Raw genomic sequence first — 13,042 nt, forward strand, 5'->3', positions numbered from 1 at the left:
CATAACCACCCCATCCCCCCGCACCCATCCGTGCCAAAAAAACCACCGTAGGGTGGGCACGGGGTGCCCACCCTACGGTGGTTTTTTTGGCACGGATGGGTGCGGGGTTTGGGTGATATGCGTGCGTTGCGCGTGGGCACAAAAACGGTGCCCACCCTACGGGGTGGTGATTGCGCTTGTAGGGTGGGCAATGATTTTTTGCCCACGCGGTCGGCGCAAAGATGATGCACGGGAATGAGGGATGGGGTGGTGGTGCGTACGTCACGCGTGGGCACGGGGTGCCCACCCTACGGGGTGGTGATTGTGTAATTTGTAGCGTGGGCAACGATTTTTTGCCCACGCGGTGGGTTCTTTAATTATTTGATATACTTCAAACAACTTAAAATTGTTGGAGTTCATTATGGCAATGATTACATTTGATACACATAAATTTGTTCGTAAATTGGAAGAGGCGGGCTTTAATCAAAAGCAGGCGGAGGTTTGACTGAGGCAATGCGAGCGGCGATTGAAGAATCCGAGCTGGTCACTAAAAAGGATTTGCAAATTGAGATTGCGCCGATTAAAGCTGATCTTAATCTGCTCAAGTGGATGATGGGGGCGCTTATTGCCCTCTCTATTGCTAATTTCTCTAAGCAATTTTTATAAAAGCGTTGCGCGTGGGCACAAAAACGGTGCCCACCCTACGGGGTGGGGATTGTGTAATTTGTAGGGTGGGCAATGATTTTTTGCCCACGCGGTTGGTGCTCTCCGGATAAACCGCAACCCGACTAAAAAACCGCCCTTGGGAAACCTACGGTGGTTTTTTTTGGCACGGATGGGTGCGGGGATGGGGTGGTTATGCATATATAACGCGTGGGCACGGGGTGCCCACCCTACGGGGTGGTGATTGCGTAATTCGTAGTTGTTTGTTCAGGCAAGTTTGAGTAGTGCTTTGATCTTCGCTTTGATTTCGGCCATCTCTATCGGCGTGGCTTGCCCCTTGCGTTCGGCCTGCCGGGTTTTCCAGTCAAGGCTTTTGACTTGATCGGCCAGGGCAGCTCCCGTCGTACCGCTGCCGCTAAGCACCACTTCGAAAGGGTAGCCTTTGATCTGGCTGGTGATGGGGACACAGACCAACAGGCCTGAGCGCTGGTTATAAGCCTTAGGACTCAAGACCACGGCTGGTCGCCGCCCTGTCTGTTCATGACCACTTTGTGGCGTGAAGTTCAACCAGACGATGTCGCCTTCATCCGGTACGCACGTTGCCATCAGAGTAGTTCCTGGCCCTGTGGTATTCCGAAATCTTGCTCGCTGTGCCGGTTCTTGGGCGTGATGCCTGCCAGCAGATCATCCAGGCTGTAGCTCGGTGCGGCCGGCTCAATGATGATGCGGCCGTTTTCGGCGCGAACTTCCACGGCTTGTTCAAGCGTTAATTGCGCCGCTTCCATCACCGCTGCGGACAAGCGGATGGCTGGGCTATTGCCCCATTTTTTGACGAACTGAAGTGCCATGAGTGCCTCCGTAGAAACAAATGTAGATACGAATGAAGTATAGGTGATTCTCTTCCCGGTATCAACAAATGACCTGAAAATAAAAAAGCGTTGCGCGTGGGCACAAAACGGTGCCCACCCTACGAGGTGGTGATTGTGTAATTTGTAGGGTGGGCAACGCTTTTTTGCCCACGCGGTTGGCGCGAAGATGATGCACGGGAATGAGGGATGGGGTGGTTATGCGTACGTCGCGCGTGGGCACGGGGTGCCCACCCTACGGTGGTTTTTTTGGTGCGGATGGGTGCGGGGGGATGGGGTGGTTATGCGTGCGTTGCGCGTGGGCACAAAAGCGGTGCCCACCCTACGGGGTGGTGATTGTGTAATTTGTAGGGTGGGCAACGATTTTTTGCCCACGCGGTCGGCGCAAAGATGATGCACGGGAATGAGGGATGTGGTGGTGGCGCGTGCGTCACGCGTGGGCACGGGGTGCCCACCGTACAAGGTGGTGATTGTGTAATTTGTAGGGTGGGCAACGATTTTTTGCCCACGCGGTTGGTGCGAAGATGATGCACGGGAATGAGGGATGTGGTGGTGGTGCGTACGTCACGCGTGGGCACGGGGTGCCCACCCTACGGTGGTTTTTTTTGGTGCGGATGGGTGCGGGGGGATGGGGTGGTTATGCGTGCGTTGCGCGTGGTCACGAAAACGGTGCCCACCCTACGAGGTGGTGATTGTGTAATTTGTAGGGTGGGCAATGATTTTTTGCCCACGCGGTTGGTGCGGAGATGATCAGCGTATTTCGCGATAAATTTTTTCTGCCAGTGAGCGGCTGATGCCTTCTGTTTGTTGCAGTTCATCAATACTGGCGTTTTTCACTCCTTTTAGCCCGCCAAAGCGTGTCAACAGGCTTTGGCGGCGTTTTGCGCCGATGCCGCCAATTTGCTCCAGGTCAGAAATGTTGCGGGCTTTGGCGCGTTTGGCTCGGTGTCCCTGGATGGCAAAGCGGTGCGCTTCGTCGCGAATTTGCTGGATCAGATGCAAGCCGGGGTGATCGCCTGGCAGGCGTAAAGCAGGGGCTTGCAGCGGATAAACAAGTTGTTCCAGTCCGGGTTTGCGCGCTTCGCCCTTGGCTACACCCAGCAGCGGGGTATCACTCAGACCGAGTTCCGTTATTACTTCATAGGCAACGTTGACCTGCCCTTTGCCGCCATCGATCAGGATCAGGTCCGGCAGTTTTCCCTCGCCGGCAGCAGTCCTGGCATAACGCCGCTGCAATACATCGCGCATGGCGGCGTAGTCATCTCCGGGTTGGTTGCCGGTAATGTTGTAGCGACGGTATTCGTTATTCCGCATCGCCAGATTGTCATACACCACGCAGGATGCCATGGTGGCTTCTCCCATGGTGTGGCTGATATCGAAACATTCGATACGTTTGAGGCCGGGCAGATTGAGTGCGGTTTGCAGTGCCAGAAGGCGGTTTTCCTGACCGGCCTGCTGGCTGATTCGTTGCTGCAATGCCAGTTGTGCATTTTGTGTGGCCATGTCCAGCCATTTGCGCCGATCAGCGATGGGGTTGGTGGTCAGCGTGATCTTGTGCCCGGCTTGCTCGGACAGTAAATCCTGCAATAGTGTTGCGTTGATTTTTTCACCGAGAATAATCAGGGATGGGGTGCTGCGCTGCAGGTAATGCTGCGCAACGAAAGTTTCCAATATCGCGCTGAGGTCATATTCCTGGGCATTTTGCGGAAAAAAAGTTTTATCACCGAGATGCCGCCCGCCGCGAATCATGACCAGATTGACGGCAACACTGCCATCCTCTCCGGTCGCGCATGCGATTACGTCGGCATCCAGCAGCCTGCCACTGTCGACAAACTGCTTTTCCTGAATCTTGCGTAATGCCTGCATCTGGTCGCGAAACAATGCGGCCTGTTCAAAATCGAGCGCATCGGCAGCGGCCAGCATTTTGCCCTCGATCGCTTTCAGCACTTCATGCTGTTTGCCTTGCAGGAACAGGGTTGCATTGCGCACATCTTCACGATAATCCTCCGCTGTCACCAGCCCGACACAAGGCCCGCTGCAACGCTTGATCTGGTATAGCAGACACGGGCGTGTGCGGTGATGGAATACCGAATCCTGACAGGTACGCAGGCGAAATACTTTCTGCAGCAGTTGAATGCTGGATTTGACTACGCCAGCGTTGGGGAAGGGTCCAAAATACTGATTCTCGTTATCCAGCGCCCCTCGGTAATAGACCAGCCGGGGATAATCATGCCGGGTCAGTTTCAGGTAAGGATACGATTTGTCGTCGCGGAACAGAATGTTGTAACGGGGCGCCAGGCTTTTGATCAGGTTGTTTTCCAGAATCAACGCTTCTGCCTCGGAACGGGTGACGGTTGTCTCAATCCCGGCTACTTGCGATACCATCAGCTGAATGCGGGGCGACAGGCTGCTGAACTGGCGAAAGTAGGACACGACTCGTTTGCGCAAATCGATCGCCTTACCGACATAAATGACCTTTTGTGCAGCGTTGAGCATGCGATACACGCCAGGCTGAGCGGGCAGTTTCAGTGCAAATGCTTTTCCGTCGAACCGGTCTTCCGCCAGAGCCATCTTACTGCATCATTTGTCGCCGCCGAGCAATTCCCCGCCCACTGCCCAGTTCTCGCGTGGCAGCTCATCAAAGGTGATATAGGTATAAGACTTGGATTTGTGTGCAATACGCTCAAGCGTGTCGGTGAATTCTTTAGCAATCTGGCGCTTTTGTTCCTGACTAAGCGAACCTGCCAGACGGATATTGATATAAGGCATTGTTTTGCTCCTGATAATTTTGGTTGAATTTTACCCGAGAAATATTACTACGAAATTATTAATCCCATGCTTTCGCAAAACCAGATGGTATGCTATAACCATATGCATCAACCTAAAAGGAGTTGAGCATGAGTGAAGGACTTACCAAATCTGCTGCCCGAAATATTTTTTATGGCGGAACCGCTTTCTTTGTCATTCTGTTTGCCGCGCTTGCTGTACACAGCCATCTTTATATTGTTAATACGTCAACTGATCAGGCAACGCTTACCGAGGCGGTGGTCAGAGGCAAGCATGTATGGGAGCGGCATTCCTGCATCAATTGCCATTCGCTTCTGGGGGAGGGCGCTTACTTTGCGCCAGAGCTGGGGAATGTCTGGGTGCGTTATGGTGGCCGCGATCACCCTGTTGGCGCGAGAATGGGCCTGAAAGCCTGGATGCAGGCACAGCCGACCGGTGCGGCAGGGCGTCGTCAAATGCCGCAGTTCAATCTGACCGATCAGGAGTTGGATGACCTGGTCGATTTTTTTGAATGGACGAGCCGTATTGATACGCAGGGTTGGCCACCGAATACTTCAGGCTGATTTTGGGGCACTTCTAAAAATTCATATTTCGTTACAATACTTCGTTGCTGAAAATGAATGTTTCCTTACATATCAGTTGTGTATTGCGTCAACATTTTTTATTTGCGCCTGGTCTTGCCTGGAACGCTGAATTTTTAGAAATGCCCTTTATCCTGAAACACGCTTCCCCCAAACCTTGATTAATGGAGTATGCCTCGTGAAATATGCAACACAAAAAATTGCTTATCCTTACTTTGTTGCCGCTTTGTTGTTATTCATGATTCAGATATTTGCAGGCGTTGTGGCGGGCAGTATCTACGCCATGCCCAATTTATTTACCGAGAGTCTGCCGTTTCATGTCATCCGGATGATTCATACCAATGCTTTGTTGATCTGGTTGTTATTGGGTTATTTTGGTGCGGGTTATTATCTGATTCCGGAGGAAAGTGAACGCGATATACATAGCCCGACCATTGCCTGGCTGCAATTATTTGTTTTTGTCTTTGCCGCACTTGCGGCGGTAGTCAGTTATCTGCTTGGTGTGCATGAGGGGCGTGAATTTCTTGAGCAGCCATTGTGGATCAAGATATTACTGGTGATCGGATTTTTGTTGTTTCTGTACAACGCGTCCATGACAGTACTCAAAGGTCGCAAAACCGTTGTAACGTCCATTCTGTTGCTGGGCATGTGGGCAGCGGCCTTATTGTTTCTGTTCGCGTTTTACAATCCCGGCAACCTTGCGCTCGATAAAATGTATTGGTGGTTTGTTGTTCATATCTGGGTCGAAGGGGTGTGGGAGTTGATCATGGCGTCGATGCTGGCCTTTTTGCTGATCAAAATGACGGGGGTCGATCGGGAGATTATCGAGAAATGGCTGTATGTGGTGGTCGGGTTGGCATTATTCAGCGGATTGTTGGGTACCGGCCACCATTATTACTGGATAGGTATGCCTGGCTACTGGCATTGGATCGGGAGCGTGTTCTCGATACTGGAAGTTTTGCCATTTTTTGCGATGGTGCTGTGGAGTTTCCATATGGTTTACCGTAGCGGACGTAATCATCCGAACAAAGCTGCCATGCTGTGGAGCCTGGGTTGTCCGGTGATGGCATTCTTTGGTGCGGGGGTCTGGGGATTGCTGCATAGTTTCTCCTCCGTCAATTTTTATAGCCATGGCACGCAAATCACTGCAGCGCATGGACATCTGGCTTTTTATGGCGCTTATGTCATGCTCAATCTGGCTTTCTTTACCTATGCGCTGCCACATTTACGTGGGGTGCAGCCGTATAACCAGATTCTCAATATGTGGAGCTTCTGGATTATGACTGCCTCCATGACATTTATGACGATTACCCTGACTTTTGCTGGTGTGTTGCAAACTCACCTGCAGCGCGTGATAGGCATGGGCTATATGGAGATTCAGCAACAGCTTGATCTGTTCTACTGGATGCGTCTGCTCGCTGGGGTCATCTTTGTTGCAGGTGCGCTGTTGTATATTTATGCAACACTGGGGCCAGTCAAAAATCAGCTGGAAACATCAAAGTCCAAGCAGCCTGCACTTAATAACCAGATGAATTGATGGTTTGATGGGCATTCCTTATTATGTACCGAGTGGAAATGAATGTTTGCTTTTTGAGACTGCTTTTCGCCGCCAGTTACCCCTTTTAATAAAGGGGCCTACTGGCTGCGGAAAGACCCGCTTTGTTTTGCACATGGCGGCGAAACTGGGCCGTCCACTTTTTACGGTTGCCTGTCACGATGATCTGACCGCTGCCGATCTGACCGGGCGTTTCCTGATTAAAGGAGGTGAAACGGTATGGGTGGATGGGCCGTTGACTCGCGCGATTCGAGAAGGCGGTATATGTTATCTGGATGAAGTTGTCGAAGCGCGTAAAGATGTTACCGTTGTATTGCATCCACTGACGGATGACCGGCGGATGATGCCGCTCGAACGTACGGGCGAAATTTTGCGTGCGCCGGATGAATTTATGCTGGTTGTCTCCTATAACCCCGGCTATCAGAATATTCTGAAATCACTCAAACCCAGTACCAGACAACGCTTTATCGCTATTTCATTTGATTTTCCACCGCCCGAAACCGAGCTTGAAATTATCGCCACTGAAACAGGGCTGGAACGGGACAAGTGCCGCGTACTGGTCAATCTTGCCACGCAGCTGCGGATACTGAAAGATGTAGACCTGGAAGAGAATATTTCCACCCGCTTGTTGATTTATTGTGCGATTTTAATGATGGAAGGACTCGATCCTTATCAAGCCGCGCAAGCTGCCCTGATAGAACCACTAAGCGATGAGGCGGATGTACAGCAAGGCCTGCTTGAGCTGGTTCGCGCAACCTGGGGTTAAGCTGCTACCACGCTATACGCCTCAAAATTGAGAAAATCTGCTTTCGTTTTTTCACTCGGCTCGCTATGATTACTTAAGCCCGACAGACTCCTGGGGCATTTCGTTCAGCTTTGGTTCATGTTGACCACCTTACAATGTAGTCAGTTTTGGTTAAGCATGAACTGGAGGCTCAGATGAATACGAAAAGAATGGTTATAGTTCTGGGAGTTATTTTAATATTGTCTCTCGGCGGGTGCGTGGTCACACCGCATCATGGCAGCGTTGGCTATAGCAGTGGTTATTATGGAGGATCTGCTTATTATGGCGGCGGCGGTGCTGGTTATTATGGAAGAAGCCCCGGCTACAGTTACCGTTACGGAAACCGCCCAGCTATTAGAAGTAATATTTTCTTCGGTGGTGGTCATAGGCATATTCAGCGGGGACACTCGTATCGCGGGCATAGACATCATCGTGGCGGGCAGGGACATTTTCGTGGTCATGGAGGTGGACACAGAGGTCATCGGGGTCATCATTGAGCATGATGCGTAATCATCAACTCGCACAATGAGGTCTTGTATGCCAGGCACCGCATCGCCACGTGAAAGTGCTTAATGGAGAACTCTGGTCATTCTGCTTCGAGGCGTGTTGGTATTTGCTGTGCCTGACGTTGTGTGAGCGTTATTCTCAGTAGTAAGGGTGTTGCAAGCAAGGTAAGCACGGTGGAGAATCCCAACCCCCATACAATGCTGGACGCAACGGGTCCCCAGATCAGGGATTTGCCGCCTAATCCGACGGCGAGGGAAAACAATCCGGCGATAGTCGTGCTTGAGGTGATCAGGATGGGTATCAGCCGACGGCGTGAGGCGTAGAGTGTGGCGTGCAGGGCGCTCATGCCGGTTGCAATACGGTCATTGGCGGCGGCTACGAGCACAATGGCGGAGTTGACGGCGATGCCGGTCAGCGCGATTACGCCGTAGAGGGTATAAAGCGATAACGGCAAGCCTGACAGGAATAGGCCGAAAATAACGCCGGAGAGCGCCAGCGGCATGGTGATCAGCACAATGAGCGGTTGCAGGTAGCTGCGGAATTGTGTGGCGAGAATGAGATAAATCAGGGCGATGCCTAGTGCAAAAATACGTTTCATCGCATCGAGGCTTTCGCGAATATCATCCAGTTCACCCGTGAAATCAAGTTTAACCGCAGGATATGTTGCCGCTATCTGTTGCCAGCTTGCCATCAGCTGAGCGTTGGCCTGCATGGTTTCAGTAACCGTGTTGTCGATTTCTGCTTCTACCGTCACAGCGCGCACGAACTGGTAATGACGGATGAATCCCTGCGATGGCGCGAACTCTGCACGGGCGAGTTCTCCTAGTGTAATGGTGCGTCCATCAGGTGTCAGCATCGGTAACCGGAGCCATTCGGCCGGATCGGTCATCGATGCGGGTTGTGCCCGGATGATGATATCCAGAGCTTCCCCTTCCCGGCGCGTCTTGCCAACCCGTTCACCCTCACCCAGCAGCCGGATGGTGCGTAGTACCTGTGCGGCATCCATGCCAGCACGCGCAATGGCATCGCGGTCAAGGTGGAACGTTACGGTCGGTCGCCCTTCGCTGCGGTCATCGGTGATATCACGTATTCCCGGTATGGCCAGAAGCAGGCCGCGGACGGCAGTCACTGCGGCATCCAGCTGTGTCTGATCTTCCGACTTTACTTTGACATTGATTGGCCGTTGCGCTGGCGGGCCGCCCTTGATGGCCAGAAACGCCGGTTTTGCCGGCCCACTCAATGACATAATTTCCGCACGCAGGCTGTCGATGATGGCTTCCACATCGCGGCCGTTTGCGGCACGCGGATGCAGTGAAATGCTTACTTGCCCATAATGGTCACCATAGAGCGGTTCGGTGTCGGTAAATTTAATGCCCGCTGTTGCGACAGCTGATCGGAGTTCTTTCGGTGGAAGCAGACGCTCGACGATGGCTGTGGCACGTTCGGCTTCGTGCAGGGTTTGTTGTAATGACGAACCTACCGGCATGTCCAGGTGAATATAAAAAAGCCGAATGCTGTCAAACGCGAAAAACTGCGTACGTACCGCGCCCGAGGCGACCAGCGCTCCTGCAAGTATGAAAGTGGCTGCTACCAGCAATGCCCAGCGCCACGGCCGCCGCAATACACGTACCAGCAGTCGACCATATTGATTGCGTAGCCGCATGGACATGCGTTCTCGCCGCTGTGCCAGACGGGAACGCGGCGCATCAAACGTATGACGCAGCGCTAAAATATGGGCGGGTAACAACCAGTAAGCTTCCAGCAGACTGACTGCCAATGCGGCAGTTACTACCGCGGGCACAATCTTGAGAAACTCACCCAGTATCCCAGGCAGGAGCATGAGAGGCAGAAATGCTGCTACCGTCGTTAGTACTGCCGTAAATACCGGCGCACCAACTTCTTGCACACCGGAGAAAATGGCTTCCTGGGTCGATAGCCCCTGCACGATTTTGTCGTGTATCGCTTCAACAATGACCACGGCATCATCGACCAGCATTCCCAACGCGATCACCACACCGAGTAATACCGTCAGATTGAGTGTCGAATCTCCCGCAGCAATAATCGCAAATGCGCCGGAGAGCGCAAAGGGTAACCCCAGCGCGACCAGTATCCCTAATCGCCAACCCAGGAATAGCCCCACCAGCACTAAAACCAAGGCGAAACCAAGTAATGCATTGGTTTCCATCACGCTGATCGTTTGCCGGGTTTCGTGAGTCTGGTTATCCGTTAGCGCAAGCTGCAGCCCAAGAGGGGCCAGGATCGAGTTACGCTCGTCAGCGAATGCCTGTAGCTGTGCCATCAGGTCCAGCGTATTGGCATCTGCTTTTTTGGTGATCGATAGTAATATCGCCGGCTGGCCACGGTAGCGGACCAGATGATCAGGGCGCTCGGCGCTGAGCGATACCGTCGCCAGTTCCTGCAGTGTTACTGCGCGCCCCTCGATTACTACGGGCAAATGTGCGACTGTTTCCGGATCATCCGTGCGCCCACGCGCACGTGCCAGCCATTCCCGCTCGTTTACTGTGAATCGCCCTGCCACGACATCGCGAAACCAGGCGCTGATTTGATCCGCCAGCGAGCTCGCTGCAATTCCACGTGTCGCCAGGGCAAACGGATCGAAGTCGATATGAATTTCCGGTTCCTGGAAACCGAATGTCAGCAGGCGATCGATGCCGCGCACCCGCTCCATGTCACGTTTGATGGCGAATGCCTGTGCCCGCATGACTTCACCTGCAACGGGCCCGTAGAGTGCAATCATTCCTGTCGGAAAGCCGTTTGAAGTCGTGATTTCCGTGAATCTGGGCGTCAATGCTTCAGTAGGTAATTCAGCGGCAGCTTTGTTGAGTACTTCACGGCGCACATCCGTCACGCGCTTATCAAAGGTGCGACTGTCGATTCTCTCAAAGCGGATCAGAATCGAAGATGTCCCTTCGCGTGAGCTTGATGTAACGAAACGAATATCGGGTACGGTACGTAGTGCATCTTCCAGTGGTGCGGTAATTTCACGTTCGACATCCTCGGCAGTCGCGCCGGGATAAGCTGTCAGGATATTGACCCAGTTAAAGTTGATTTCGGGATCGCGCGCGCGCGGCATGGACAGATACGCTACGATGCCCACGATGATGACAATCAGAAAAAAAAGATTGGCTAGCGGAGTATTGGCGATAAGTCGGCCATACCAGGAGCCCGAGGTCATTGCGTTTCCCGTATGGCTTGCCACGCCAGTGTGCCTTGTCCACGGATGGCAATCATGGTATCAGGGGGAAATGAGACCACTACATCGCGGCCTGATGCGGCTTGTGGCAGCGGTACAAAACGCGGTGTAGTCGCTGCATTATCCTTTATCCATGTGCCGGGTATACCACGCACTGTCGCCAGGGTACTAGCCGATAGGTGCGGTCTTGGATCGCGCCATACCAGCACACCGGCAGTGCCGATGGGCGGCGGCGTGTCTGTCGTGAATGTCAGGCGGATACGCACATCCTGTGCGCGATCATCGCGACGCGGGGAAACGGCCGCGATGCTAAGGGGATGCTGATGACCACCCAGCGTTTCAAAAATAATCTCAGCCACCTGTTGTAATGCGGCAATATCTTCATGCGCAATGAAAGCATGCACTTCGCGCGCGGTGGCTGTGATCACGGCAACTGCTTGTCCGGGTGTTACCCAGTCGCCGACACTTACTAGGCGCTCGGTCATGATTCCATCAAAAGGCGAGATGATAATACGCTGCTCCCAGTACCAGCTGGCCTCGGCGAGTGCGGCACGCTGTGCATCGCGCTCCCGGCGCGTGACCTCCAGCGTATCACGTGCGGCGGCCTCCGCTTCTTCCGAAACAAATCCGCGTGCTCGTAGCCCTTGCTGTTGAGTGAGCTGGCGTTGTGCCTGACCCATTTTTGCGTTGGCTGCCGCCAGTGTGGCTTGTGCGCGTTCGCGCGCCAGACGCAGGGGAGGGTCATTGAGCTGCGCGATTGGTTGCCCGCTTTTGACTGCGTCTCCTTCGCGCACAAATACTTGTTTGATCTGCCCGGAAACCTGCGCGGCCACAGTGGCTTCATCCAGCGCAACCACGCGTGCGGTTGCGCGTCGTTGCGGGTACTGAGCAAGCTCGGTGAATGGGCGCCAGATGACGGTTTTGTTTGAATCCACGGATGCACCGGTGCGGCTCGCAGATGTATCTGGTTGCATATTCGCAGAAACGCTTTTCTCCCTGGCATCCGAACAGGCGGCTGTTACGATGCAAGCTCCCAGTATAGACAGGTAAAGGCGAAACTTCGGTTTATACATTTTTTGAGCACACTGATTTTTAATGCCAAGAAAAAAGCGGAACGTACCAGAGACACTGGTAGATTCCGCTTCGTTCATGAGCAGGAGTCTGCCGGACTTAAGCAATCGTAGCGAACCGAGTGAAAGAACGAGAGCAGATTTCCTCAAATTTTAGGCACATAGTGAGACCATGCAACGAAAACTTGAGGAAATTTGGGTCGTTATTCCATTCGCGGTAGATTAGGCTTAAGTGCGACAGACTCCTAATTGCCAGCTTTGCTGGTGCGATCTATCTCTTGTTAACCAAGCCCTTTTGGCCCGAGTAATAAAAGGCTAGATTTTCAATGTCTTCCTTACTCAGATTCGCCGTCATACCGGCCATGATCGGATCTTTGCGTTCGCCAGATTTATAGTCATTCAGTACTTTTTCGATATAAGTTCTAGCCTGGCCACCAATTTTTGGAAAATTGGGAGCAGGACTGTTGCCGTCCAGCCCATGACAGGAAGCACATACTTCCTGCGCTTTTTTCTTGCCAGCTTCGCTATCGGCAGCGATTACTTGGCTTGATAAAAGGAATGCCAATCCGCTTACAGCAGCAATCATCAAATGTTTCATATTAGTTGTCCTCGCGTTAGAAAATTAATTACCAGCGTAATAGGCGGCTAATGCCTTGATGTCCTCATCGGATAAAAGACCAGCAATACCAACCATGGTAGGGTGGTTACGCGCACCGGTTTTATAATCATTCAACGCTTTTGCAAGGTATTGTTCGTGCTGGCCACCAAGTTTGGGTACATGATAGACTACCGGGTAGGCGGTACGGTAATCCTCAATACCATGACAACCTTGGCACATCACCAGTTTGCTTTTGAATGAATCGGTTTCTCCAGCAGCAGTAGCCATGCCAGAAAATGACATGACCATGCCAGACGCAACGAGTAGTTTAACGACCGCTGATTTTTTCACTTACGCATCCTCCTCTCAAAAGTTTGAACTTTAAACGAAGGATGGGGTTTAGTCAATGAATCCTGGTGAAAGCTTCGGCGCTATCTC

General features: G+C 52.6%; 15 protein-coding genes. 5 read left to right on the forward strand and 10 right to left on the reverse strand.

The genetic code is table 11. The features are described 5' to 3' along the window. Positions 1-275, reverse strand: a 275-nt coding sequence (locus tag NSMM_RS16195; protein ID WP_218121112.1) for a hypothetical protein, incomplete at its 3' end; no start/stop codon positions are given. Positions 276-480: 205 nt separating this feature from the next. On the opposite strand from NSMM_RS16195, the gene NSMM_RS15760 reads away from it, so the two are divergent. Beyond that, a complete protein-coding gene (locus tag NSMM_RS15760; RefSeq protein WP_176753958.1) occupies positions 481-645 on the forward strand; it encodes a hypothetical protein in 165 nt (54 codons plus the stop codon). A gap of 264 nt (positions 646-909) precedes the next feature. On the opposite strand, the gene mazF is transcribed toward NSMM_RS15760, so the two are convergent. From mazF to NSMM_RS12170, 5 genes are all read right to left on the reverse strand, one after another. Next, positions 910-1,248, reverse strand: a complete 339-nt coding sequence (gene mazF / locus NSMM_RS12155; RefSeq protein ID WP_090287808.1) for an endoribonuclease MazF — start codon at positions 1,246-1,248, stop codon at positions 910-912. Further along, complete coding sequence (locus NSMM_RS12160) at positions 1,248-1,490, reverse strand: AbrB/MazE/SpoVT family DNA-binding domain-containing protein (RefSeq protein ID WP_090287810.1); 243 nt, start codon at positions 1,488-1,490, stop codon at positions 1,248-1,250. The genes mazF and NSMM_RS12160 overlap by 1 nt, the downstream gene beginning before the upstream one ends. A gap of 299 nt (positions 1,491-1,789) precedes the next feature. Further along, a complete protein-coding gene (locus NSMM_RS16200; RefSeq protein WP_218121113.1) occupies positions 1,790-2,086 on the reverse strand; it encodes a hypothetical protein in 297 nt (98 codons plus the stop codon). 172 nt (positions 2,087-2,258) lie between these two features. Beyond that, positions 2,259-4,079, reverse strand: a complete 1,821-nt coding sequence (gene uvrC / locus NSMM_RS12165) for an excinuclease ABC subunit UvrC (RefSeq protein ID WP_425412375.1) — start codon at positions 4,077-4,079, stop codon at positions 2,259-2,261. 9 nt (positions 4,080-4,088) lie between these two features. Continuing rightward, positions 4,089-4,277 (reverse strand): tautomerase family protein, encoded by a 189-nt coding sequence (locus NSMM_RS12170; protein WP_090287812.1) that lies wholly within the window; start codon positions 4,275-4,277, stop codon positions 4,089-4,091. A gap of 128 nt (positions 4,278-4,405) precedes the next feature. Here NSMM_RS12170 and NSMM_RS12175 point away from each other — a divergent pair, with 128 nt between their 5' ends. The 4 genes from NSMM_RS12175 (at position 4,406) to NSMM_RS12190 (ending at position 7,725) form a co-directional block, all read left to right on the forward strand. Beyond that, the gene (locus NSMM_RS12175) at positions 4,406-4,858 is read left to right on the forward strand and encodes a c-type cytochrome (protein ID WP_090287813.1); all 453 of its coding nucleotides are present in this window, start codon (positions 4,406-4,408) and stop codon (positions 4,856-4,858) included. 196 nt (positions 4,859-5,054) lie between these two features. Next, positions 5,055-6,413 carry a cbb3-type cytochrome c oxidase subunit I gene (locus NSMM_RS12180; RefSeq protein ID WP_090287814.1) on the forward strand — a complete coding sequence of 453 codons (1,359 nt, stop codon included), beginning with the start codon at positions 5,055-5,057 and terminating at the stop codon, positions 6,411-6,413. Positions 6,414-6,420: 7 nt separating this feature from the next. Further along, complete coding sequence (locus NSMM_RS12185; RefSeq protein ID WP_090287816.1) at positions 6,421-7,197, forward strand: CbbQ/NirQ/NorQ/GpvN family protein; 777 nt, start codon at positions 6,421-6,423, stop codon at positions 7,195-7,197. A 252-nt stretch (positions 7,198-7,449) separates the two neighbouring features. Beyond that, the gene (locus NSMM_RS12190) at positions 7,450-7,725 is read left to right on the forward strand and encodes a hypothetical protein (protein ID WP_218121114.1); all 276 of its coding nucleotides are present in this window, start codon (positions 7,450-7,452) and stop codon (positions 7,723-7,725) included. Positions 7,726-7,801: 76 nt separating this feature from the next. Here NSMM_RS12190 and NSMM_RS12195 read toward each other — a convergent pair whose 3' ends face one another. The 4 genes from NSMM_RS12195 to NSMM_RS12210 form a co-directional block, all read right to left on the reverse strand. Beyond that, the gene (locus tag NSMM_RS12195) at positions 7,802-10,918 is read right to left on the reverse strand and encodes an efflux RND transporter permease subunit (protein ID WP_090287823.1); all 3,117 of its coding nucleotides are present in this window, start codon (positions 10,916-10,918) and stop codon (positions 7,802-7,804) included. Further along, on the reverse strand, positions 10,915-11,910 hold the full coding sequence (locus NSMM_RS12200) for an efflux RND transporter periplasmic adaptor subunit (RefSeq protein ID WP_218121115.1): 996 nt from the start codon (positions 11,908-11,910) through the stop codon (positions 10,915-10,917). Before NSMM_RS12200 ends, NSMM_RS12195 begins: the two co-directional genes overlap by 4 nt. A 367-nt stretch (positions 11,911-12,277) precedes the next feature. Then, positions 12,278-12,604 (reverse strand): c-type cytochrome, encoded by a 327-nt coding sequence (locus tag NSMM_RS12205; protein WP_090287827.1) that lies wholly within the window; start codon positions 12,602-12,604, stop codon positions 12,278-12,280. Positions 12,605-12,628: 24 nt separating this feature from the next. Then, positions 12,629-12,955, reverse strand: coding sequence for a c-type cytochrome (locus tag NSMM_RS12210; protein ID WP_245654797.1), 327 nt, complete (start codon positions 12,953-12,955; stop codon positions 12,629-12,631). Positions 12,956-13,042 lie beyond the last annotated feature (87 nt).

The organism is Nitrosomonas mobilis, assembly GCF_900103035.1.
Classification (GTDB): Bacteria; Pseudomonadota; Gammaproteobacteria; order Burkholderiales; family Nitrosomonadaceae; genus Nitrosomonas; species Nitrosomonas mobilis.